Origin of the sequence: Rhodohalobacter barkolensis, from assembly GCF_002834295.1 — a bacterium.
Taxonomy (GTDB): domain Bacteria; phylum Bacteroidota; class Rhodothermia; order Balneolales; family Balneolaceae; genus Rhodohalobacter; species Rhodohalobacter barkolensis.
The window spans coordinates 1080964-1105199 of record NZ_PISP01000001.1; the positions used below are offsets into that span (position 1 = coordinate 1080964).

The window sequence follows — 24236 nt, forward strand, 5'->3', positions numbered from 1 at the left end:
ATGAAATTAACGGATATTCAATCGAAAGTTAACTCCAAGTTCTTTAAAGAGCACCAGAAAAAGCTCTATCAAAGTCTTGAAGATAAACACACCACTATTGAAGAGATGGATGACGGCGATCCGCTTACATCCAAAATGATCTTGAATATGGGGCCCCAGCACCCTGCAACACACGGTGTGCTCAGGCTGGTTCTTCAATTAAACGGTGAGTCCATTGAGAAAGCTAAACTCGATATTGGATATTTGCATCGTGGTGTTGAGAAGATCGCAGAAAATAAGACGTACCAGGAGTTCATGCCCTATACAGATCGTATGGACTACCTATCCCCTTACAGCAACAATGTTGCGCTTTGCCAAACTGTAGAAAAACTTGCAAACGTGGAGGTTCCGGAAAGAGCCCACTACATACGCATGATTGGTGCTGAGTTGGCAAGAATTTCTTCACATCTGCTTTGGTTGGGAACAATGGTGATGGATGCCGGAGCTGTCTCTTTCTTTATCTGGACGTTTAAGGAGAGAGAAAAGATTTATGATATAATGGATCGCCTGACCGGTCACAGATTTACAGTTTCTCATGCCAGAATTGGCGGAGTAGCTAACGACATTACAGATGAGGCGATGGGAGCCATTAAAGAGTTTGCTGCTACCTTCCCTAAAGAACTCAGAGACTATCATAAGCTGCTCGACAGAAATCGAATATTTATTGACAGAAATGAAGCCGTTGGGGTTTTAAAAACTGAAGATGCACTTAGATTTGGTGCAACCGGGCCTGTCCTTCGGGCATCCGGTTATGGTTTAGACATCAGAAAGTTCGCTCCTTACGCCCGTTATAATGAGGTTGAATTTGATATTCCTACCCGAATGGAAGGTGATAATCTGGCCCGGTACTTTGTAAGGATGGAAGAGATGAGCGAAAGTATTCGCATTATCAATCAGTGTCTGGAAAAATTACCCAAAGGCCCCATTCGAACTGATAACGCAAAGCAGGCCTATCCTTCTAAAGACGAAGTATACTACTCAATGGAAGGTATGATTCATGACTTTATGATGACGGATACCGGAATTTGTCCACCCGAAGGTGCAGAAGCATACTGTGCCGTTGAAGCACCAAAAGGTGAACTTGGTTACTATATTCAAAGTGATGGTACCGGTCACCCTTGGCGACTCAAAGTACGTGCTCCGTCATTTGCCAATCTGCAGGTTTTAGAAAATATTATTGATGGTGAAATGGTGGCAGATACGGTAGTTATAATTGGAGGTATGGATCCTGTAATGGGTGAAGCTGATAAATAAACATTATGAAATACGAATTCACACAAGAAGACCTTACAGAAATAGAAAAGATTAAAGCTAAGTATCCCGATGTGAAAGCGGCAACGCTGCCGGCTTTATGGGTTGCTCAGAATCGTTTTGGTCACGTTAATGACGATGTACAAAAACTTGTTGCATCAACGTTGGATTTACCTGATGCCCACGTACATGGTGTGGCCAATTTCTACACGCAATACTATAAAGAAGAAAAAGGGAAATTTGTATTGGATGTTTGTACATGCCTGAGTTGTCAACTCTGTGGCGGATACGACATCCTTGAACACGCTGAGAAAAAACTGGGCATCAAATCCGGTGAAACCACCGAAGATGGAATGTTCACGCTTAATGAAGTTGAATGCCTTGGTGCCTGCGGTTATGCCCCTATGTTGCAAGTAACCAACGACAAATATGTGAATAATCTCACTCCGGAAAAGGTTGACAAACTTATTGAAGATCTGAAGTCGGGTAAGACCCTCGAGCACGAACAAATTGAAATGCCACTCAGAAAAGTTAAATAAGCACTATGAGTACTGTTGATTGGAAAAATTATGATCCGGTTCTGATTCCGAACATCAAAGATCTTCATAAGATTGATGTTTATCGAAAAAATGGTGGCTATGAGGCTTGGAAAGCTGTGCTGACTGACAAAAAGAAGTGGGCAGATCCTAAAAGTGTTGTAGATGAAGTTAAAAGCGCCAATATCAGAGGACGTGGCGGTGCCGGTTTCAATGCCGGTTTAAAATGGTCATTTATGCCCCCTGCTGATGGAGGTCCTCGTTACCTGGCTTGTAACGGAGACGAATCGGAGCCCGGCACATTTAAAGACCGTAAGATTTTTGAGTATAATCCTCATGTTTTCATAGAAGGTGCACTTATTGCTGCCTACGCAATGGAAATTACATCTATTTATGTCTACATCCGGGGAGAGTATAAGTCATACATAGATATGATGGAGAAAGCAATCCAGGACGCTTATGATGCGGGATTGATTGGCGAAGATATTTTTGGATCAGGATACAGTGTTAATTTCTATGTCCATTCCGGAGCCGGGGCTTACATTTGCGGTGAGGAAACATCCATGCTTGAATCCCTGGAAGGAAAACGTGGATATCCACGTGTAAAACCTCCATTCCCTGCCCAAAAAGGATTATGGGGACGCCCTACCACTATTAACAATATAGAAACCCTCTCACACGTGACCAGTGTAATTAACAAAGGTGCAGATTGGTTCAAAAGTGTTGGAGCTGAAAATCATCCCGGACCACTTCTGTACGGAATTTCCGGTCATGTAAATCGCCCAGGAGTATATGAACTTCCTTCCGGTATGCCCATTCTTGACTTAATAAATGATGTTGCACAGGGCATGAGAAATGGAAAAAAATTAAAAGCCGTAATTCCGGGTGGTTCATCTACTCCAGTTGTAAGAGCTGACCAGTTAGACGGTGTAACGATGGATAGTGATTCACTTCGTGAAGTAGGAACCATGCTCGGTACTGCCGGCATGGTAGTGATGGACGAGGATACAGATATGGTAGATATGTTGTGGAGAATCACTCATTTTTACCACCATGAATCTTGTGGTCAATGTACCCCCTGCCGGGAAGGAACCGGTTGGCTTGAAAAAGTGATGCTGAGAATCAAAAATGGCGAAGGGGAAATTAAAGACCTGGATCTATTATTAGACATCACTACACAGATGGAAGGCCGTACAATCTGTGCATTAGCTGATGCTGCCGCATGGCCTGTTCGTCATACCATTACTCGCTTCAGAGATGAATTTGAAGCAAGGTGTAAAAAATCAGTACATGCTGTAGCTTAAAGTTTTCTTAGGCTTAAAAGATATTTGCTTTAATTTTTAACAGAAATTGAATGAATGGTTTGTCTTACGATTTAACAGACAAACCCACTCTAAAATAAAGACTAAAAAGATGCCTGAAGTATTTATAGATGGGAAACGATACGAATATGAAGGAGATCAGAGACTTCTTCAGTTCATACAAGATAAAGGGATGGAAGTGCCTTTTTTCTGCTATCACCCTTCATTATCGGCTCCTGCAAACTGCCGGCAATGTCTGGTTAAAGTCGGGCAACCGGTAAAAGATCGAGAAACCGGAGAGTACGAACTGGATGAAAATGGTGATCGTGTAATTCGTTGGTTCCCTAAGCTGCAAACTTCATGCAACACCATGATCTCTGATGGAATGGTGGTTCATACTCAGGAAACCGATGATCTTGTTGAGAGAGCCCAAAAAGATAATCTCGAATTTATTTTGATTAATCATCCGCTGGACTGCCCAATTTGTGATCAGGCCGGTGAATGTCCGCTACAGATTCAGACATACAAATATGGTCCGGAAGGAAGTCGGTTTGAAGTTAAAAAAGTTCACAAGCCTAAAAGAGTTAAATTAGGACCTCGCGTTATTCTTGATGCTGAGCGCTGTATCAACTGTACAAGGTGTGTTCGGTTTACCGATGAGATCAGTAAAACTCATCAGCTCACTATTACATCACGCGGCGATAAAAATTATCCCACAACTGCGCCGGGAATGGAATTTGATGATGCCTATTCATTAAATACCGTCGACATCTGCCCGGTTGGAGCTTTAACATCTGCAGACTTCAGATTTAAAGCACGAGTATGGGAAATGAACCAAACTCCAAGTATTGACATCACGGGTGCAAAAGGAACGAATATCGATCTGTGGACTCGAGATAACCTGGTTCTGAGAGTAACTCCAAGATATAATGAAGCCGTTAATGATCACTGGATGCCGGACGAAGGCAGAGAAGCATATCGATTGTTTAATGAAAACAGAGTATCCCGGCCACATCAAAAGCTGGATAACGAACAGATTAAGTCATCTTGGAATAACGCATTTGCAACCGTTGCAGAACAGCTCGAAAATGTAAACAAAGATGATATTCTCCTTATTGGGAGTCCACACGCTTCCGTGGAAGAGAACTATATTTTATCAAAGTTTTCATCCCTTCTGGGTTACAATAATCCTGTATTCACTTCTCATATTGAAGAAGGTAAGGGAGATGATCTTTTACTTACAGATGATGTGGCTCCAAATGCAAATGGATGCCGCCTGTTAGGATTTAATGAGGTAAATAGTGCTGAATTGGGTAAATCTGTATCCAAGGCAAAAGTTGTTCTGCTTCTGAATGACAATCTGATTGACCGTGGAGTATTGAGTAAAGAGCAGATAGCAAATCCATTTGTTGTTTGTTTCGCTACGAACCACACTGAAACAACGAAACTGGCTGATCTGGTCATTCCAATTACATGTATCGCAGAACATGCTGCAAGTTACGTAAACATTGATGGACGTATTCAAAGATCTTTTCCGGCTAAAGAGACTAAATACACAAACCGCAGACTTGATTTCGAAATGAATGAAGGTCGTTTGGACCGATATGGAACAAATTTCGATAACTGGGTTACTGAAGAAAATAAAGTGGATTGTCTGCCCCTCTGGATTGTAGCAAATAAACTATCCGAAGAAATGGGCTTAGATGATTTCAGTTATTCATCCGGAAGAGAAATAATGGAAGAAATTTCTTCTAATCTCGCTCCATTTGATGGTGTAAACTATGCAAGGATGGATGAAGAGTCCGGAATTCTGGTTCAGAAAGAACAACAAACCGTATAATCGTAATAAAAATATTTAGGGGATGGCTGAAGTCACATTGACATCTTACATAGTTTTAGGAGTGGGTCTATTCATGCTCCTTAACTCGGCAGCAATTGCTGTATATGCAGAACGAAGAGTTGCTGCATTTATACAATACAGGGTAGGTCCAAATCGTGTAGGTCCACTGGGACTACTCCAACCTATTGCTGATGTTTTAAAACTGATTCTTAAAGAGGATGTCACGCCTGATAAAGGCAACAAAGTGTTACATACTGTAGCTCCTATGATTCCGGTGGTTACAGCTCTTTTAACGGTTGCTGTCATCCCTTTCGGTGAAGGTCTTTATGCCACGGATATTAATGCCGGCGTTCTATATTTATTGGCTGTAGCATCTCTTGGCGTTTACGGAGTTACTCTGGCAGGATGGGCATCAAACAGTAAATACTCCCTTCTTGGAGGCTTGAGAGCAGCTGCTCAAATGATCAGCTACGAGTTACCGTTAGGCATGGCTGTTGCCTCTGTTGTGCTTTTTGTTGGCTCACTAAGTGTTGTTGATATTGCAGCAGCCCAGGAAAACTGGTGGTTTGCGTTTCTAAATCCTTTAGGCGCTATCATATTTATTATTGCAGCTTTTGCAGAAAGTAACCGAACTCCTTTCGATTTAGTAGAAGCTGAACAAGAACTCGTAGGAGGTTTCCATACAGAGTACAGTTCTATGAAGTTTGGAATGTTCTTTTTGGCAGAGTATATGCATGTTGTCATAAACTCTATGCTCATGACCACTTTCTTCTTTGGAAGTTATCACCTCCCCTTTGCCGGTTACTGGCTGCCTGAATTATCGCCATTGGTTAAGGGAATCCTTGACGTTTCGGTATTTACTGCAAAAACAGCATTCTTTGTCTTCTTCTTTATCTGGGTACGATGGACAATCCCAAGGTTTAAATATAATCAGGTAATGAAACTGGGTTGGTCCAGACTTCTGCCACTTAGTATCATAAACTTTTTTGTAATTGCAGCGATACTGTTTTTTATCGTTGGATAAATAGAAGCCAACTTTTAATATCCTTATAAAGCCCCATTTGTATTTTACAATTGGGGCTTTTTTTATTTGCAGATTTCAGAGCTGAGTGAGATGATAACAAATGTCTATTTTTCACTTATAAATGAATCCATCTGTTAACTTATCCACTATTTTCGATATAAATAAAAAATGGGGCACCTAACATATTAGATACCCCACGGTTGTATAGATATTGCAATAAGTACTCAGTGTTATTTAATCAATACCATTGATCGGGTTCTTACATAATCTGATGTTTGTAACCTGTAAAAATAAATTCCACTTGAGAAATTGTCAGCATTAAATGTAACATCATATTCACCCGCTTGCTGATTTTGATCCAATATCGTTGCTACCCTTCTCCCTAATGAGTTATATACATCAATTTTAACATTACTGTCATTCGACAGTTTATATTGAATTGTCGTAGACGGGTTAAAAGGGTTTGGAAAATTTGGCAGAAGTTCCGTCCGCTCCGGAGTGGTTGGTCCGGGCTCCACAATGGATCCTGTTTCATCAAAGCTTAAATAGACATCATCTGTGGTATGTACGTCTCTGCCTGCAACTATGGAGGCTCGTTCCAGCACAATTTCAGGTGATGAGACCCAGTCCTGAACGGCACGTAAGGTGATTTTGATGAGATTATCTCCCTTTTTTGGCTGAGTAAAACCTCGATGTGCGACAGCTGCAGATAAACCAAAATCACTTTTAGCATTGAAATCGATCAATCTATTGTCGCTTTCCCACTCTTTCCCCCAATCTCCAACACTTAACTGTTGAACTTGCCAGTCAGATTCGGCTATGCCATTAATACTAAACCTAAATGAAAAACCGGTTAATAAGATTTCATCATCTGACATTATATAAAGATCCATCTCCTCACCCGCTTTCATATTCTTTGCTGTAACTGTAGACAATGCAATACCATCCGGTTGTTTAGTTCCGGTTCTGCTTTCACCAAAATTTAAACCAATAGGCAATAGATCATTTTGATTCACAATACCATCGCCATTTGCATCCGCATAAGTAGCTTCTACAGGAATCCATGCTTCCACACCCCTGGCATCCCAGTTTCTAAATTGATAGGGAGGTTCCGGGCCAACTGATCTCCAATATGCAGTTAAAGGAAGAACATCAGATTCATTAACAAAACCGTCATTATCGGTATCTCCCGGCCATACTTCAACCCGCTCCGCATCCGGATTTACACCGGATATAATGATATCATCAATTCTACATGTACCACCGGAAGACGTTTCCGGATCAGAAGCTTCTTCGTCAATCCTAAATTCAGATGTATTTAACCACCTGATAAACAACTGTTCCTGATTATTAGCAATAGAGGGTAATTGAAGTTGATCCAAAACACCTGAAGTCCAATTTTCACCGACAATTATTTCTCCTCCTGCAACATCAACCCAATCTACACCGTCAACACTGACTTGTAGCTGAAAGTCTCTTGGCCCGGTACCTGAACCAGACTGCTTTGAAGACAAAAGAATATTTTCAAAATTTTCTGTAGAAATTGAAATCTCCCAATATTTGGGTAAAGTTTCATCATAATTGTCCCAGCCATTTGAATTTGCTGCTTGTCCAGAAGCACCTGATATAAATCCGCTTAAAGAGGCCCCGACGATTTCTAATGGAATACCGTCATTCTGGGGAAGTGAAAATGATGGATTCATAATTTCTTCGTCAAAGTTGTATTCAACTAAAGTGTATCTGAATGGTGCTTGTTCTGAAATTATCATTTCTGCGGATGGATAATCCAAGCTGTTCCAAAAGCCGCCCACACCACCATATTTATATCCCGGCTGTGTATCTAATTCACTTCGAACTGCAACATAGTAACTGCCTAAAGGCCTTTGGTAAGCAATCTCCGCTTCATATAGAAAATATCCTTCATCCTCTTCAATTATGGTCATCTGTTCCCAGACACTTTCGTCCCAATCAGAAGGGTCAGAATCCACCTCATTCACACCAACCCACACATTTAATCTGTCGCTATTTGAAATATCTTGAGAAACACCATTTGCATAAACTTCTGAAGTGGCCAGGTATGTATCTCCCTCAGTTAATTCAATGAGTGACGGGGTTGTTAGAGCGAGATCAGTAATCGCTTCTTCAACTTCAAATGTAATATCATCTAATGGGTCAGTTGTAATTATTTGATCCGAAGAATCTGTTAAATTTTGGTTGTTAAATGAAAATGTATGATTGCCAACCGTTGTTTTCGTCTTAACGCTAAATGTCAATTGCATTATGTCGCCGGCTGAAATTGTTGATAATGGAGACGTTCTGGAAACTGAAGATCCCAGTAAACCACTATCCAAAAGTTCTGCAATTTTTAGTCCCCCGGAAGTTAATCCAACATTCTCTATACTTTGAAATTCCAGAACATTCTCATCGAACTCAACTTCAACTGAAAAGAAAAAGACATCTGCGGCATCATTAACAGAGATGGTTAGTACTAACTCATCCTCAGGTAATAATACTTCACTTGACAGGTCACTGTTTAACGTTACTGTTTGTGAGTAAAGGTTTATTGGAATAATCAGTAACAGAAATATTCCTTTTATAAATGTAGTTAGCTGCTTCATATCTACCCCCTTGTTTTTGTTTTTGGTAGTTAGAAATTCTTCATTTGATTTTGAAATAATAGATTCTGCTCTCCCCCTTTTTTGGCATCATCTATGATTGAAGAATTGTACTTTAATTATTTATAAATATTTGATTTAAGGTTCAATATTTCCAATCAAGATTATTTTTTTATAAAAACTGTAAGGATTTTGCCGTTCTCGTTCCTTATGACCTTAGGTGTTATATCTTAGAAAATCATTTGCAGAAAACTTGAAATTATTACACTTTTTCGGATCAAATAAGTAGGTGTTTTTTATTACCCCGGGGTGTACGATAAATTGGATAAATATGTCTGACTGGTCATTAGTAGAACAAATTGTTGATGAAGCTCTATTACTCTCTGTTGAAGATCAGAACGCTTTCATTAAAGACAGATGTAAAGGAGATAGCCAACTGGAAAATGATGTCAGAGATTTCCTGAAGTCTATTCAGCAATCATCTGATCTCTTCGACAGCGCAGCCAATACTAAGCAGTTTGCCTATAAGAATGCTTTGAATGAAAAAAGTAGAAATTCTGCCAAACTGATCGGTACGGAAATCGATAAATATAAAATCGTTGACCTCATCAGTCACGGTGGAATGGGCACTGTATTCTTAGCTGAGAGAAACGATGGTTTATATAACCAAACTGTTGCCTTGAAGTTAATACGGCACGGAATGGAAACTCCTGAAAACATTTGTCGTTTCGAAAAGGAAAGAGAAATATTAGCCGGTTTAAATCACCCAAATATTGCAAAACTTATTGACGGTGGAGTGACAGATTTTGGACTCCCCTATCTGGTGATGGAGTTTATTGACGGTAAGCCAATCGACACCTATTGTGATGACAACAAGCTAACCGTAAAGCAGAGAATTAAGTTATTTACGGGCGTTTGCAAAGCTGTACAGTACGCACACAACAATTTGGTTATTCATAGAGATTTAAAACCTGACAATATTTTTATCGATGCGAATGGTCACATAAAAATATTGGATTTTGGAGTTGCCAAATTGATTGAAAATCAATTCGAAACTAAGGAGAATCGGACAGATCTTTCCAGGGAAGCCGTCACACCTGCCTACGCAGCTCCCGAACAAATATCCGGGGAAACAGTCACGACCTCTACAGATACCTATTCTCTGGGAATTCTCCTCTACAAATTACTTTCCGGAATTACTCCTTTTGACTTCTCTAATTACTCCAAACTCACGACTCGAAGCAGACAAAATATCGTCCAAATGCTTCCGCCAAAACCGTCTGATCGGTTCAATCAAATATCTGTTCATGATCAACAGATCATCTCAGAAAACCGATCTACAACCATCTCAAAATTATTTAATTCACTTCGTGGAGATCTGGATGCAATAATTTTAAAAGCACTTGAGAAAAAATCGACTGATAGATATCAAACCATTGATAATCTCGTAGACGATTTAACAAAATATCTGGTAAAGCTGCCTGTTTCTGTATATCAGAATAATTTTATGTATCGGGCTAAAAAGTTTATCCATAGAAACTACAAGCTGGCTTCGGCAACCGCAGCACTTGTACTGCTCTCATTAACATTTGGCTTTTACCATACCAATCGAGTAACGGAAGAGCGTAACATTGCTCAGGATGAAGCTTTAAAAACTGCCGAAGTATCTTCCCTCCTCTTCGATCTGTTTGAAGCTAACGATCCTGATCAATCGCTCGGTGAAACAGTAACGGCTCAGGAGTTACTCGAAAAGGGATTATCCAGAGCCGAAAAGTTAGTTGAACAACCTGATCTACAGTCCCAAATGTTCAGGGTGATCGGAAAGGTTTATTTAAAAATGGGAAATCTTCCAAAAGCTGAAGAATTGATCAACAATAGTGTGCAAATTTACAACCGGCTGTATGGAATCGACCATCCTGAAACAGCATTAGCCATTGCCGACCAAGCGTCTGTAAATAGCGCTTTCGGAAACTACTCCAGAGCAGAATCGTTGTATGAATACTCTCTCAATATTCTTAGCAACCACTCCGGTTCCTACATGAACCAATACACAAACGCCATTAGTGAACATGCATATGTACTTAGAAGACAGGGGAAATACTCTGAAGCAGAAGATGCATTTCGAAAAAACTACGATCTCCTCAAATCACAACATGGTGAGCTTCATCCCAAAACATTGGCCGCTTTGAATGGAGTTGGTGTTACACGGTTTAATAGAGGAAAGTATGAGGAAGCAGAAAAAATTATTCGAGAGGTTTTAGACAAAAGAATTGAAGTCTTTGGAGAAACACATCCGGACATTGCAGAGAGCAAAAACAGTTTAGGCGCACTACTAATGAACATTGGGGTGTTTGATCAAGCGGAAAAGCTTTTTGAAGATGCTTTCTTTTTAAGAAATAGAATTCTTGGGTCGGATCATCCCAAAACACTTCTCACTCTCAATAATTTAGCATTGATGCAGCGCGACCAGGGAAAATTTGATCTGTCCATGTCTACATTCGAAAGAGTGCTTCGATTGAAAGAAGCTCGATTCGGTACGGAAAGTATAGCTTCTGCGATTACATATTTCTCCTTTGGTGAGCTTTACCTAATGACAGACGAGTTCGAAACTGCGAATAGTTACTTTCAAAAAGCTTTGCCAGTTTTTGAAAAGCTTTTGGGTAAAGAACACTCATTTTCAGCTCGTACAAAAATGAATCTCGGATTCAGCTACCTCCTATCCAAAGATCTGCAAAAAGCCAACAAACTGATTGTTGAGGGATATGAGCAAGTGATTCAAATACACCCTGAAATTTCACTGGAGCGCGCAATTGCGAATCACCAATATGGAATGTTGAAATTAAATCAAGGGCAATTTGAAATAGCCAGTGACCATCTCAACAAATCGCTGAGCGCCCTGAAAAGTATTGAAAGATCAGAGTCTGCCAGAAGAAAAATTGTGTTAAATGATATACAAAGACTCAACCAACTTGCCTCTGCAAATTAGTTAAGATTATTTATTCATCTCTATTGCTTACAATTCATTTAGTGATTGAATAAATGATTACCAATCTATATTCAGATTGGTTTTCTTACTGCTCATCACGTTGGTTACGTCCGTTTTAATTTCTATTTTCTGATTCGTTATCAGATTTGACGATTCATTCCATCATTCAACCGAAATGATCTCTAAAGACGTTTTAAAAAAGATTCGAAAATTGGAAATCCGTACCAAAGGATTGGTTAATAACATCTTTGGCGGAGAATATCAGTCTGCATTCAAGGGACAGGGAATGGAGTTTACAGAGGTACGAACCTACACCTACGGCGATGACATCCGGCAGATTGACTGGAATGTAACTGCACGCAATGATGAACCTTACATCAAGGTGTTTGAAGAAGAACGAGAACAAACCCTCATGCTTTGTGTAGACATATCACCGAGCGGATTTTTCGGGAGCCATTCTCAAACGAAAATGGAACTGGCCATTGAAATATGTGCAGTAATGGCGTTTAGTGCGATTAAAAACAGTGATAAAGTGGGGCTGCTTCTATTCAGTGATAAAGTTGAAAAAGTAATACCGCCCAAGAAAGGGAAAAAACACGTTTTACGACTTATTCGTGAAATGTATACGACTAAGCCCACCGGAAACCGTACAGATATTGCCGATGCTCTCTCCTATGTAAATCGGCTGCTGAACCGTAAATCGATCATTGTACTTGCTTCCGATTTTGAAGATGAAAATTTTGAAAAACAACAAAAAATCACTTCAAGAAAACACGATTTAGTGAATCTGATTATCAGGGATCGCCTTGAAGAGGAATTGCCAGACGCAGGTGTCATTCCACTGCTGGATGCTGAATCAGGTGATCAAATATTAATAGATACATCAGATAAAAAGGTACGATCTGAGTACAAAAAGAAGATGTGGCAAAGTAAAAAGTCTCTGAATGAATATTTTGTGAAAAACAAAATGGACTATGTAGATGTTTACACAAACGAATCATACATCAGGCCATTAACTAATTTTTTCAGAAAACGGATTAACCGATACTGATTTACGATTAGCGGTTAGACGCAATTTCTTCGACTAGCTCAATATTAGCTAACCGATCATCAAAATGCTGAACTACCTGTTCGTATTCATGATGATACTCCTCTTCAAGAGATTCGGCAGCCGGTAAATCTACTGTTACGGAATTCACAGGACGATCGTTTACGTAAAGTCTGTAGCATAAATGAGGCCCCGTAGCTAAACCCGTTTGCCCCACATAGCCGATAACCTGTCCCTGCTCAACCTTGACACCCGGTCTGATTCCCGATGCAAATCGATTCATATGCAGATATGCCGATTTATAGCTGTTGTTATGCCTGATCTGTACAATATTACCATTCCCGCCGCGATATTGTGCTTCAGTAACTGTGCCTTCACCCACAGAGATGATAGGTGTACCGGTTGGTGCGGCATAGTCTGTTCCGTGATGAGGCCTTCTCTCATTCAAAATTGGGTGGAACCTGCTATTTGAAAAGCCGGAGCTAATTCTTTGGCTGTAGTTGAAGGGAGCTTTCAAAAGCTCTTTCTGCATACTATTTCCATTTTCGTCAAAAAACCCTCTTCGGGATTCATTATCAAAATAGTATGCCTTGTGGATATTGCCGCGATGCTGAAACTCTGCGGCTTTTATATCACCAATTCCTAAATATTCGTCGTTAACGTAGAGGTTTTCGTAGATAACTTTGAAATGATCTCCATTTCTTAAGGCAAAGAAATCAACTTCCCAGCCAAAAACATCTGCTAATTCCACACCCAATCTTTGCGAGACACCCGCACCGGTCACAGTTTCGTATAGTGAACTTGTAATCACACCGGCAACTTCTGCTTCTTTAACGGTAATCGGAATATTCCCCGTTTCTACAGTAATATCATCTTTCCAATTAATCGTAGCATAATTTACTTTAGACTGGTGCCACACCATTGCAAATGCACCATCATCGTCCTTGTAAATTCGGTACGATTGCCCGGGCATCATTCTTCTTAAATTAACGCTGCCGGATGCACTCTGTTGAATATTGTAAATCATTTGAGGATCTACATCGTGTCTTCGTAAAATGATGTATAGACTTTCATTTCTTCTTACAACACCCTCTTCAACTTCCAATTCGTTTCCCTCAGTAACAAAACCATAATGGTCTTTAGCAGGCATTGGAGGGATTTCGTAGAAATTTTGAGTAGTAATTATATCTTCTTTTAAATCTTCTACTTTTTCAGGTCTCTCTAAAATTGCAAGAAAAATAAGCGCAAGAAGACACACGAATCCAGCTAGTATAGTCCGGGACATCGAATAATTTTAATTTTGAATGGTTAGTCCTAAAAGCATAACTAAATTAAAATAATCTGATCTCTATTCATAATTTTCAATTTGAATCAAATAATGTAGTTCTGTATTCGTTTTGCCTTTTCTTATCTTAGCAGACTGTAAACTCAATTAGACCTCAAGTTCTGTTTTCTGTGTACTCAAACGTTCGCTATTACATCCTGGTCATTTTACTGATCTCCTTACAATCTGCAACTGCCCAACAGGTATCCACTTTTGTTGATACAGATTCTTTACAGGTGGGGGATATTTTTGAATATACAGTTGTGGTCAATGGCGGAGATGAACTTTTATCCTATCCGGATCAAGATGATTTTGAAGAAGACTTAGAACTGCTTGATAGAAATCGATACCAGGTAGGTGTAAGCAGGGACAGCCTTGTTTATCGATTTCAATACTTTGGAACGGAAGATCTTACAATATCCCGAAAATCGATTGTTCTCTCAGTAGCGGAAAGTGACACAACTCTGTTTACCAATCAGGTGCCCCTGTTTTTTAAAACCTTACTTGCTGAGGAAGACGAAGAGTTCAGATCTTTAAAACCAATATTTGATTTTGCCCGATCTATACTCCCGTGGTTAATTGGATTTATCCTACTTTTAATACTTGGATACTTAGCCTATAGATTGTGGCAAAAACAGCAGGCCAAACCGGTGGCAGAAAAACCCTCATATCAACCTGTTCCCTTTGAGAACCCGCTGGAGCAACTGAAAATCGAATTAGATCAACTGCCGTCAACGGAAAACCTGAATAGCTTCAAAGAATTCGAAAGTTACTATGTGAAGCTTGGTGACGCGATCAGAAGATATCTGAAACGTGTTCACGGTATACCGGCGTTGGAAATGACAACATCAGAAATTGCAGCATCTCTTAAGAAGGAATTTGTTTCTGTTGATGTTATTGCTATCACCAGAAAAGTTTTAAACAGTGCTGATATGGTAAAATTTGCACACTTCGAACCCACTGTAGAACAAGCAAACTCAACCCTCGATAAAGCTCAGGAATTTTACAGAATTGCTTCAAAAAATGATATCGATAGAATAAATCAGATGCGTAATCATCATGAAAAGAGAGAGAATGAGAAATTTGAACAAGTAGAAAATCAGCAGAAATGAGTTGGGCAAATCCTGAATATTTCTGGCTCTTACTGTTAATTCCTCTTTTTATAGGTTATCGATTCTGGATGACCTTTAAGAAAAGAGAAGCCACACTTACTTTTTCCTCATTGGATAAATTAAAAGGAGTTTCTGCCGGCTATAAAACCTGGTTAACCTGGGTCACTCCTCTGTTACAGATTGCAGCGTTCACACTTTTTATAACTGCGTTGGCAAGACCTCAGCTCCAAAACACGACCGTTGAACAATATGCAGAAGGGATTGATATTGTCATCAGCCTCGATATTTCATCCTCAATGATGGCCGAAGACATTAAACCCAACCGATTAATTGCTTCAAAAGAACTGGCTGCATCATTTATTGATAAGCGAATTTCTGATCGGATTGGCATAAACGTTTTTGCCAGGGAAAGTTTTACCGTTGTACCTCCAACACTCGATTATAATTTAGTGAAAAACATGCTCGAAACGGTTGATCTGGGTATGGTAAGAGATGGAACAGCCATCGGAATGGGAATTGCCACCGCCATAAATCGTTTAAGGGAAAGTGAAGCTGAATCAAAAGTCATTATTTTACTTACGGATGGAATGAATAATGCCGGCGAAATTGATCCGATAACAGCCGGAGATATCGCCGCATCGTATGATATTCGTATCTATTCCATAGGAATTGGCTCCAGGGGAACAGCCCCCTACCCTGTGGACGATCCGATTTTTGGACGCAGGTACCAAAACGTCCAGGTCAATATTGATGAAGAGATGCTAACACAAATTTCTACACAAACCGGTGGCAAGTATTGGAGGGCAACTGATACTCAAGAGTATGAAGAGATCTATGAGGAAATTGATCAGCTTGAGCAATCCGAAATAGAAGAGGTCATTTATGTTGATTACGAAGACCAATATTTTTTCTATCTGCTTGGCGGAATTTTCCTGGTCATATTGGCTTTCGTAAACGAACGCTTTGTTACCAGATCACCGTTATTTCAACCCTGATTACATTCTTTCAGGCTTTTTAATAAACACACAATCGCTTTAGACAGCATCATAAACTAATATGATTAATCAAATTCGCTCAGCAGTTCTTTCCTCAATACCGGTAAAAGAGGTTATTGATAAATTGAGCGACCGGAAACGTGTTCTTTTCAAAAATTTTATCGGCTCTTCTCCCCTGTTTTCAATCACAGAGATTCAACCTGAAACAGGGACACTTTTATATATCACAAAAGATTTTGAACGTTCAGCAGCCATTGCAGCCGACATTGAACAGATCTCAGAAATAAACGCATACTTATTCCCGCCAACCAGAAGAAAACCGTACGACTCCGAAAAAGTAGTTGATATGTCTGTTCTGGTGCAGCGGTCTGAAGTACTCGAAAAAATCAGTTCCGGAGAAAAGGGCATCATTGTGGCATCAATCGATGCTTTAGTGGAAAAACTTGTTCCGGCTGATGTTTTTCATGAATCGTCCATCAAACTTGTAAAAGGAAACGAAATTAGTCCTGATGATCTCTCACAACAATTGGTAGATCAGGGTTACACTTCTACACGTTTTGTTGATGCTCCGGGTGAATTTGCCATTAGAGGAGGCATTTTTGACGTATATCCCTTTTCAGGAGAATACCCGGTTCGAATAGAATTTTTTGGAGACGAAATTGAAACCATTCGAGAGTTTGATCCCAACTCCCAGCGATCTATCGCATTTTTGAATGAGACCCGTTTGGTACCCAATGCCGGTGGAAATGGAATGGACACAAAGGAGAGCCTGCTCTCCTATTTACCGGAAAATTCCTCTATAGTTGTAGAAGATCTGGATGTACTATCCGGTGAAGTATCCGACTATTTTGAGAAAGCTGAGAAGATCTATTCTGAACTGGATGAAGATAAATATTCTGCTCCCGAATTGAATTTTGTGACTCCTGATGAATGGAACACTGATATTTCAAAACGCGGAATGCTCTTAATCGGGAATTTTAATAAGAGCGTACAACATAATTTAACGGTAGAATTGGACGCCTCCCCTCACCCCTCTTTCAGCGGTAATTTCAAACTGCTGCGTGAATTTATTACGGAGCAATCGTCTCGGGGAGTTCAAACGTATATTCTGGCAGATCACGAAAACCAAAAAGAACGTTTTGAAGAACTTTTGGGTGAGCCATCGGACAATTTTTTGTATCACGTGTCTACTCAAACCATTCACGAAGGGTTTATACTTAATTCTGAAAAGAAAGCTGTTTTAACAGATCATCAGATATTTAATCGCTACCATCGTCCAAAAATAAAACGGAAACGTGTTCGGGGCGGGATTTCCTTCAAAGAGTTGAAGGATCTGAACATCGGTGATTTTGTTGTACACGTTGATTACGGTATTGGGAAGTTTGCCGGATTCAAAAAAATTGAAGTTCGAAATACAACCCAGGAAGCGGCTGTACTGCGTTATAAAGACGACTCAACTCTTTACGTTAACGTTTCCAGTCTTCATAAAATACAGAAGTATTCGGGCAAAGAGGGGAAACAACCCCGGGTTACAAAGCTGGGTTCGGGTGAATGGGCTCGAAAAAAAGCGACCACAAAGAAAAAGGTCAAAGATATAGCCCGCGACCTTATTGAGCTCTATGCTAAACGAAAGGCACAGAAAGCGTTTGCTTTCAATCCGGATAACTCCTGGCAAACAGAGATGGAAGCTCGTTTTGAATATGAAGAGACGCCGGACCAGCTTGAAGCAATACATTCTGTAAAAGCTGATATGGAGTCTGAACAACCGATGGATCGGCTGATCTGCGGAGACGTTGGATTTGGCAAGACAGAAATTGCAGTTCGGGCCGCCTTTAAATCCGTGATGGATCAAAAGCAGGTTGCTGTTTTGGTTCCCACAACCATTTTAGCCGATCAGCACTACAAAACTTTTGCAGACCGAATGAAGGAGTTTCCGATAGAGATTGAGTCCCTTTCCCGGTTCAGAACGGCGAAGGAACAGAAAGAGATCATTAAAAAATTGGAAGCCGGTAAAGTAGACATACTGATCGGTACTCATCGGATTGTTTCAAAAGATGTGAAATTTAAGAATCTGGGACTTCTCGTGATCGATGAAGAACAGAGATTCGGTGTATCGGTAAAAGAGAAGTTAAAAGAGTTTCGAGCTACTGTAGACGTGATGACCCTGACAGCTACTCCAATCCCCAGAACGCTGCAGTTTTCGCTGATGGGTGCAAGAGATTTGAGTATTATCAACACTCCTCCCCCAAACAGGCAACCCGTATACACGGAAATTCACAGCTTCAGTGAAGAATTAATACGCGATGCAATTATTGAAGAGACGTCTCGGGGCGGACAAGTGTTTATCATTCACAATCGGGTAAAAAACATTGAACAAGTTGCCGGTATGATCCACGACTTAGTTCCTGATATTCGTGTTCGTTTTGCCCATGGTCAAATGAAGCCGTCACGTTTGGAAAAAATTATAAAAGACTTTTACGAACATCGGTTTGATGTATTGATCTCAACAAATATTGTTGAGAACGGAATCGATATTGCCAATGCAAACACCATTATTATCAACAATGCGAATCAATTTGGTTTATCTGAACTTCACCAGTTGAGAGGGCGTGTGGGCCGATCGAATCGTAAGGCATTCTGTTATTTGATCACCCCGCCCATTCAGAAGCTGTCACCCGATGCCCGGAAGCGTCTAACCGCGCTGGAAGAGTTCTCCGATCTCGGTTCCGGATTTAACATTGCCATGCGCGATTTGGATATTCGCGGCGCAGGCGACATTCTGGGAGCTGAACAGAGTGGATTCATCTCCGATGTGGGATTTGAGCTCTATTCAAAAATTCTGGATGATGCGGTAAAAGAGCTGAAAGAGACAGAGTATAAATCGATGTTTAAAAATGAAGAAGTCTCTATCGATTATCCTGAAACTCAAGTTGAGTTTGATCTCTCTGCATACCTCGATAAGTCTTACGTAAAAGATAATGTAGAGCGCCTGAACCTATATCGGAAATTGTCTGAAGCTTCAAGTATTGAACAAATTGAAGACTGGCAGGAAGAAGTTATAGACCGGTTTGGTAAGATGAATAAGACCGGAAATAACCTGGTTGAAGCTGCCAAAATAAAATTGATTGCGTCTAAAATGCTGTTGAAGAAAGTTACCATTCGGGCTGACAGAATGTGGCTGATGGGACCTAAAAATGATAGCAAACTGGGAGAACAGTTTTATGGGTCCGGCTTCTTCCAGAAGCTGCTTGGCAACATTCAAAGTAATCAGTCGCACCCATATAAAGTGGTTCAAAAGAATGATACTGTTACACTTGTCATTCAGAATATCAAAGATGAAGAGCAAGCCATTGAGTATTTGAATTCGCTGCCGGAATTCACTGTAGATAAACAAAAGATTGAGGCGTGACAAATGATTATTGATCTGCAAACCGCTGCCAACCTTATCAGTGAAGGTCATGTTGTCGCTTTCCCAACTGAAACGGTGTATGGATTGGGTGCAGATGCAAAGAATATTATGGCCATTAAAAAAACCTTCGAGCTAAAAGGCAGACCCTCTGATAACCCACTCATAGTGCATGTTTGCAGCGTCAATCAAGCTGAAGAAATCACTCAAAACTTACCCGATGACTTTTACAAGCTGGCTGAAAACTTCTGGCCCGGTCCGTTAAGCATCATTGTAGAAAAGAGTCAATCTGTACCGGATGCCGTAACAGCCGGATTGAATACTGTTGCAGTTCGTATGCCTGACCATCCTCTGGCTCTTAAACTCATTCAGCTAACCGGCCCGCTTACTGCTCCAAGTGCCAATAAAAGCGGTAAACCAAGTCCAACCAAACCGGACCATTTAGTTCAGGATTATGGTGATTCTCTTCCAATATTAGATGGTGGGAATACAAGGATTGGTCTAGAATCCACAATCTTAAACTTAACTTCCGAGCAACCTGAAATTTTAAGACCGGGTGCCATTACTGCCCGGGAGATTGAAAACGTATTGAACCGGAAAGTTCAGGATTTCAGGGAAAGCCAAACAGACATTTCTAAACCTGCAAAAAGTCCGGGCGTTAAGTACACCCATTATAAACCCGAAGCAGAAGTGAATTGGTTTGATGAATTCCCTTTGATACCCAAAAATGACACAATTTATGTGGTTCACTCCAAAAATAATTGGGAAAAATCTGACCAAATTTTTGCATATGAGGAGGATTTTAATGAGATGGCTAAAGATCTTTACGACATTTTCAGAATGGCTGATCATTTAAATTATAGACGGGTATTAATAGAACAACTTCCTGAACCGGAACAACATAGCCTTTTAACTGCTTTAAATAATCGCATCTCAAAAGCGGTAGGTTAACTACCTACTTCTTGATCCGGTTTGTAGGGAAATCTACCTAATAAAAAAATTTTCAATTCGCGTAAACGATTTTTAGATCTTTTCATGTTAGTGGAGGTAACTGATTGAAAACAATTTTTCTTCAGAATTATAAACCCAACTAAAACAGCTAACACGATGAAATTAAAAAATACGCTTAGGAAGTTTTTGCTGCTCGTTGCAGTTCCGCTTCTTACACTTACCCTAATGACCGCTTGTGGAGACGACGATGACGATCCGGTTACACCACCACCGTCTGACGAGTTAAATCTTGTTGAACTTGCACAAAGCGATGAAGACTTTAGCATCCTTGTGGATATAATTGTCGATCTCGGTTTAGAAGAAACTCTTGCCGAAAGCGATTTCACAGTATTTGCACCGACAAATGATGCATTTGAAGCTCTGCCAGATGGAGTACTCGATAATTTAACAGATGAGCAGAAACTTGATATTATACAGTTTCACGTAACTGAAGGATCTGTCCCATCAAGCGCACTCGATCCACAGCAAGACGTTACTATGTTAAATGAAGAGAGAACATTGGTTCAGTCAAGCGCTGCCGGTGTTGTTGTTAATGGTTCAAGTAATGTAGTAGAAGCTGACTTAGAAGCTACAAATGGTTACATACACGCCATTGATGAAGTGCTACTCCCAAGAGATGTGAGAGTTGCTCTTGAAATGCCAAGTTTAGTAGAAGTTGCAGAAGAAGCCGGAAATTTTGAAACCCTTCTGACACTTGCTGAGGATGCCGGTTTAACAACTACCCTTCAGTTTTTAGGCCCTTACACTGCATTTGCTCCTAATGATGATGCATTTGCTAACTTAGGTGTAGACCCGGGAACTTTAACTACAGAACAGCTTCAGTTCATTCTTACTTACCATGTAATTTCTGGAGCTGAAATAGCTTCCGGAGATTTACAAGCTGAACAAACCGTTGCTTCTGCTGCCGAAGAGAATCTTTACATCACTTCTGGTGAAAATGGTGTATTTGTTAATGGTAGTTCAGAAGTAATTACACCTGACATTGACGATGCAACGAATGGTATCATTCACGTTGTTGACAGTGTTCTGTTACCCAATGCATTCCTTGACATCACCGGAATTGCTCAGAAAAACTATGACCTGAGTACACTCGTAGGATTACTTGTTGATAATAATCTTGTAGAAACACTTCAGGGTGACGGACCTTTCACCGTATTTGCACCTACCAATGATGCTTTTGAAGCTATTGAAGGCGTAGTTGCCGGATTAACTCCTGAAGAAGTTGTTGAGGTACTGACATACCATGTATTAGCTGATAATGTTGAATCAGGTGATCTTGACGCTTCTCAAACAGTTCAAATGCTGAATGAGCAGGATGTAGATATCACTGTTGACGGAGATGTTGTAACTATTGAAGATGCATCAGGCGGTACTGCCGAGGTTACTGTTGCCGACCAAATCGGTACAAACGGTGTAGTACACATTATAGATGCGGTTCTTATACCAAATCTTGACGGTGGTAATGGAGGCGGTGGAGACCAAGCAGTAACCCTACCTGTTACCTTTGAAGATAGCAATGTAAATTATGACCTGGTTGATTTTGGTGGTAATATTTCTGAAATCGTTGAAGACCCAACAGACGCCACAAATACAGTCGCTCAGTCAACCAAAGGCTCTGGTTCTGAAGTTTGGGCCGGTACAACCGTTGGTGGTGAAGTTGGATTTGAAAATCCAATTCCATTCACAGAGACTGAAACAACTATGAGTGTTCGAGTATGGTCTCCTACCGCAGGTACACCGATCAGACTAAAAGTTGAAGATGCAACAGATGGTGGAATCAGTGTAGAAACTGAAGTCAACACAACGGTAGCCCAAGAATGGGAAACTCTAGTTTTTGATTTCAGCAATGAAGCTACGGGAGCTCCTTTAAATCTTGCAAATGTTTACGACAAAGCATCCATCTTCTTTAACTTTGGTACATCCGGCAGTGATGAAGTTTATTACTGGGATGACATTGAGTTTGGAGGAGAAGCTACCGGTGGTAACGGTGGCGGAGGCGGAGATATTACAGAACCTACATCACCCGCACCTACACCACCTGCCAGAAATGAAGCGGACGTAATATCAATTTACAGTGATGCTTACACAGACATTGGCGTTACAACCTTTGAAACCGATTGGAGTGAAGGAACCGAAGTGGAAGATATTGAAATTGTATCCGGTGACTTTATCAAGCTGTATGATATAGGCAACTTTATCGGTATCCAGCTTGACGATTACATTGACCTGACTGACTTTACTCACATGCATTTTGACTATTGGGTAGCCGATGAATCTGTTGATGCAGGTGCTGTATTCAATCCAAAATTATCCAACCATGCTAATCAAGATGGCGAAACTGGTGCTATTGGATCGGTTAATGAAGTTTCGACAACCGGCGAATGGGTTTCATTTGATGTGGCACTTGATGACTTTACAGATGAATTTGGGAACGGTGTGTTAGACAGAGACAGTATCTATCAGATTGTCATGACCACATCAGGTACCGTAAATAATGTTTACATAGACAACCTCTACTTTTACAAAGAGTGAGGTAGTTCTTGACGCAACCATCGAAGTGATCTCACTTCCTATGGTATGTCTATAAACTTGAAAGGCGACTCAATTTATTGGGTCGCCTTTTTTATTTCTACCACGTCCATCGATATAGCTTGGAACTCCTTTGTACCCAATGTGCTTTTCCGGGGTATTTGATTCTCATATCCACAAGCGGCCAGAACAGTTTTGAATAGATTCTGTCCGGTTTGATGTACTCTGAAATGCCTTCGGCTTTCATTAGGTTGCCATTCAACGTTGCCAAAACATTTCCCTGAAAGCGTTGGTAAAATGGGCCACTGTCAATCAGCTGATCCTTCTGCAAAACGGCTTCAAAACCCTCTCCTTTAAATTTCAGCCTGCGTGCGCTTTGCAGTCCAAAGAAGGTTAGTCCGTGCTCTTCAAGCTCAATTGAATCTAACGCCAGAACAGAGCCGTCCTGATCAATTAACCATGCTCTGTTATCCCACTCACCTTTCACGTTCATCACGTAGTAGATTAACGTAGATGTGTCAAAATGATACCTCCCCCAATACCACTCGTCAAAAGACTCCTTCATCGGTTCAGAACCAAAATTGTGATCGTGATAGCCTGTACCCTTAAACGAGATACTTTCCTGCTGAAGGGAACCAACTCTCAACTCTCCTGAAACTTCACATTTTGGGAATATCAAATTCCAAATATGTGTCTCTGAACTCTCTTGATTGAAATTTGAACTCCTGATTCCGGATCCTGATTTTGACGAAAATAGTAACTTCCCTGAAATACGTTCACTATTGGGAAGCGTTTGATTCAGCTCCAGAGTGTAGGAAATCTCATCCCCTACTTGATGACCAGTGAAACTATTCTCTCCTACCCTTCCAAAAATCTCCTCTGAACTAAATTCAGCAAATTCAGGATCTGTTTCTTCAAAACTGTAGAAGAGCGGTTTTCCGTCTTTGTATACCGAAATACTGATAGCCGGATAAAATTCTGCTGTATGATTAACCTCCTTCGACAATGCCTGAATGTATTTTTTTGAAAAGGGGTTACCTTCATAGAAAATCACTACAATACTGTAACCGTTATGGTCTATTGCATCAAAGTACCACCACTCATAAGATCCCGGAACCGATTTTTTAGTTCTGATATCCTTAGTGTAATCTGAAATGATCTGCATAAATCTCTATTTTCAAGAAAAACCTATAGCTGGCTATTACTAATATTATAAATG

15 protein-coding genes are annotated in these 24236 nt (G+C 40.4%); 12 read left to right on the forward strand and 3 right to left on the reverse strand.

Annotated features, from left to right (window positions below; translation table 11 throughout):
* The 5 genes from nuoD (at position 1) to nuoH (ending at position 5991) form a co-directional block, all read left to right on the forward strand.
* On the forward strand, positions 1 to 1293 hold the full coding sequence (gene nuoD, locus CWD77_RS04515; protein WP_101072022.1) for an NADH dehydrogenase (quinone) subunit D: 1293 nt from the start codon (positions 1 to 3) through the stop codon (positions 1291 to 1293).
* Between the two features lie 5 nt (positions 1294 to 1298).
* On the forward strand, positions 1299 to 1829 hold the full coding sequence (locus tag CWD77_RS04520) for an NADH-quinone oxidoreductase subunit NuoE family protein (RefSeq protein ID WP_101072023.1): 531 nt from the start codon (positions 1299 to 1301) through the stop codon (positions 1827 to 1829).
* A 5-nt stretch (positions 1830 to 1834) separates the two neighbouring features.
* Positions 1835 to 3130 (forward strand): NADH-quinone oxidoreductase subunit NuoF, encoded by a 1296-nt coding sequence (gene nuoF, locus CWD77_RS04525; RefSeq protein WP_101072024.1) that lies wholly within the window; start codon positions 1835 to 1837, stop codon positions 3128 to 3130.
* Between the two features lie 109 nt (positions 3131 to 3239).
* A complete protein-coding gene (locus CWD77_RS04530) occupies positions 3240 to 4967 on the forward strand; it encodes an NADH-quinone oxidoreductase subunit G (RefSeq protein WP_101072025.1) in 1728 nt (575 codons plus the stop codon).
* Positions 4968 to 4989: 22 nt separating this feature from the next.
* On the forward strand, positions 4990 to 5991 hold the full coding sequence (gene nuoH / locus CWD77_RS04535) for an NADH-quinone oxidoreductase subunit NuoH (protein WP_101072026.1): 1002 nt from the start codon (positions 4990 to 4992) through the stop codon (positions 5989 to 5991).
* A 230-nt stretch (positions 5992 to 6221) separates the two neighbouring features.
* Here nuoH and CWD77_RS04540 read toward each other — a convergent pair whose 3' ends face one another.
* On the reverse strand, positions 6222 to 8609 hold the full coding sequence (locus CWD77_RS04540) for a T9SS type A sorting domain-containing protein (protein WP_101072027.1): 2388 nt from the start codon (positions 8607 to 8609) through the stop codon (positions 6222 to 6224).
* Positions 8610 to 8937: 328 nt separating this feature from the next.
* Between CWD77_RS04540 and CWD77_RS04545 the strand changes: the two genes are divergently transcribed.
* Both CWD77_RS04545 and CWD77_RS04550 read left to right on the forward strand, forming a co-directional pair.
* Positions 8938 to 11592: a serine/threonine-protein kinase gene (locus tag CWD77_RS04545; RefSeq protein ID WP_101072028.1), complete on the forward strand. Its 2655-nt coding sequence runs from the start codon at positions 8938 to 8940 to the stop codon at positions 11590 to 11592.
* Between the two features lie 175 nt (positions 11593 to 11767).
* Complete coding sequence (locus tag CWD77_RS04550; RefSeq protein WP_101072029.1) at positions 11768 to 12643, forward strand: DUF58 domain-containing protein; 876 nt, start codon at positions 11768 to 11770, stop codon at positions 12641 to 12643.
* 7 nt (positions 12644 to 12650) lie between these two features.
* On the opposite strand, the gene CWD77_RS04555 is transcribed toward CWD77_RS04550, so the two are convergent.
* Positions 12651 to 13790, reverse strand: a complete 1140-nt coding sequence (locus CWD77_RS04555) for a M23 family metallopeptidase (protein WP_165779073.1) — start codon at positions 13788 to 13790, stop codon at positions 12651 to 12653.
* Between the two features lie 305 nt (positions 13791 to 14095).
* Between CWD77_RS04555 and CWD77_RS04560 the strand changes: the two genes are divergently transcribed.
* The 5 genes from CWD77_RS04560 to CWD77_RS04580 all read left to right on the forward strand — a co-directional run bounded on the left by CWD77_RS04560 (position 14096) and on the right by CWD77_RS04580 (position 23020).
* Positions 14096 to 15076, forward strand: coding sequence for a hypothetical protein (locus CWD77_RS04560; protein WP_101072031.1), 981 nt, complete (start codon positions 14096 to 14098; stop codon positions 15074 to 15076).
* Positions 15073 to 16071 carry a vWA domain-containing protein gene (locus tag CWD77_RS04565; protein ID WP_101072032.1) on the forward strand — a complete coding sequence of 333 codons (999 nt, stop codon included), beginning with the start codon at positions 15073 to 15075 and terminating at the stop codon, positions 16069 to 16071. Before CWD77_RS04560 ends, CWD77_RS04565 begins: the two co-directional genes overlap by 4 nt.
* Positions 16072 to 16132: 61 nt before the next feature.
* Positions 16133 to 19480 (forward strand): transcription-repair coupling factor, encoded by a 3348-nt coding sequence (mfd, locus tag CWD77_RS04570; RefSeq protein ID WP_101072033.1) that lies wholly within the window; start codon positions 16133 to 16135, stop codon positions 19478 to 19480.
* A gap of 3 nt (positions 19481 to 19483) precedes the next feature.
* The gene (locus CWD77_RS04575) at positions 19484 to 20428 is read left to right on the forward strand and encodes an L-threonylcarbamoyladenylate synthase (RefSeq protein ID WP_101072034.1); all 945 of its coding nucleotides are present in this window, start codon (positions 19484 to 19486) and stop codon (positions 20426 to 20428) included.
* 156 nt (positions 20429 to 20584) lie between these two features.
* Complete coding sequence (locus CWD77_RS04580) at positions 20585 to 23020, forward strand: fasciclin domain-containing protein (protein ID WP_101072035.1); 2436 nt, start codon at positions 20585 to 20587, stop codon at positions 23018 to 23020.
* Between the two features lie 97 nt (positions 23021 to 23117).
* Here the strand turns inward: CWD77_RS04580 and CWD77_RS04585 are convergent, their stop codons facing one another.
* On the reverse strand, positions 23118 to 24182 hold the full coding sequence (locus CWD77_RS04585) for a hypothetical protein (protein WP_101072036.1): 1065 nt from the start codon (positions 24180 to 24182) through the stop codon (positions 23118 to 23120).
* Between the last annotated feature and the right edge of the window lie 54 nt (positions 24183 to 24236).

Coding starts and splice junctions, on each gene's coding strand:
- nuoD (WP_101072022.1), top strand. CDS start 1: ATGAAATTAACGGATATTCAATCGAAAGTTAACTCCAAGTTCTTTAAA.
- CWD77_RS04520 (WP_101072023.1), top strand. CDS start 1,299: ATGAAATACGAATTCACACAAGAAGACCTTACAGAAATAGAAAAGATT.
- nuoF (WP_101072024.1), top strand. CDS start 1,835: ATGAGTACTGTTGATTGGAAAAATTATGATCCGGTTCTGATTCCGAAC.
- CWD77_RS04530 (WP_101072025.1), top strand. CDS start 3,240: ATGCCTGAAGTATTTATAGATGGGAAACGATACGAATATGAAGGAGAT.
- nuoH (WP_101072026.1), top strand. CDS start 4,990: ATGGCTGAAGTCACATTGACATCTTACATAGTTTTAGGAGTGGGTCTA.
- CWD77_RS04540 (WP_101072027.1), bottom strand. CDS start 8,609: ATGAAGCAGCTAACTACATTTATAAAAGGAATATTTCTGTTACTGATT.
- CWD77_RS04545 (WP_101072028.1), top strand. CDS start 8,938: ATGTCTGACTGGTCATTAGTAGAACAAATTGTTGATGAAGCTCTATTA.
- CWD77_RS04550 (WP_101072029.1), top strand. CDS start 11,768: ATGATCTCTAAAGACGTTTTAAAAAAGATTCGAAAATTGGAAATCCGT.
- CWD77_RS04555 (WP_165779073.1), bottom strand. CDS start 13,790: ATGCCTGCTAAAGACCATTATGGTTTTGTTACTGAGGGAAACGAATTG.
- CWD77_RS04565 (WP_101072032.1), top strand. CDS start 15,073: ATGAGTTGGGCAAATCCTGAATATTTCTGGCTCTTACTGTTAATTCCT.
- mfd (WP_101072033.1), top strand. CDS start 16,133: ATGATTAATCAAATTCGCTCAGCAGTTCTTTCCTCAATACCGGTAAAA.
- CWD77_RS04575 (WP_101072034.1), top strand. CDS start 19,484: ATGATTATTGATCTGCAAACCGCTGCCAACCTTATCAGTGAAGGTCAT.
- CWD77_RS04580 (WP_101072035.1), top strand. CDS start 20,585: ATGAAATTAAAAAATACGCTTAGGAAGTTTTTGCTGCTCGTTGCAGTT.
- CWD77_RS04585 (WP_101072036.1), bottom strand. CDS start 24,182: ATGCAGATCATTTCAGATTACACTAAGGATATCAGAACTAAAAAATCG.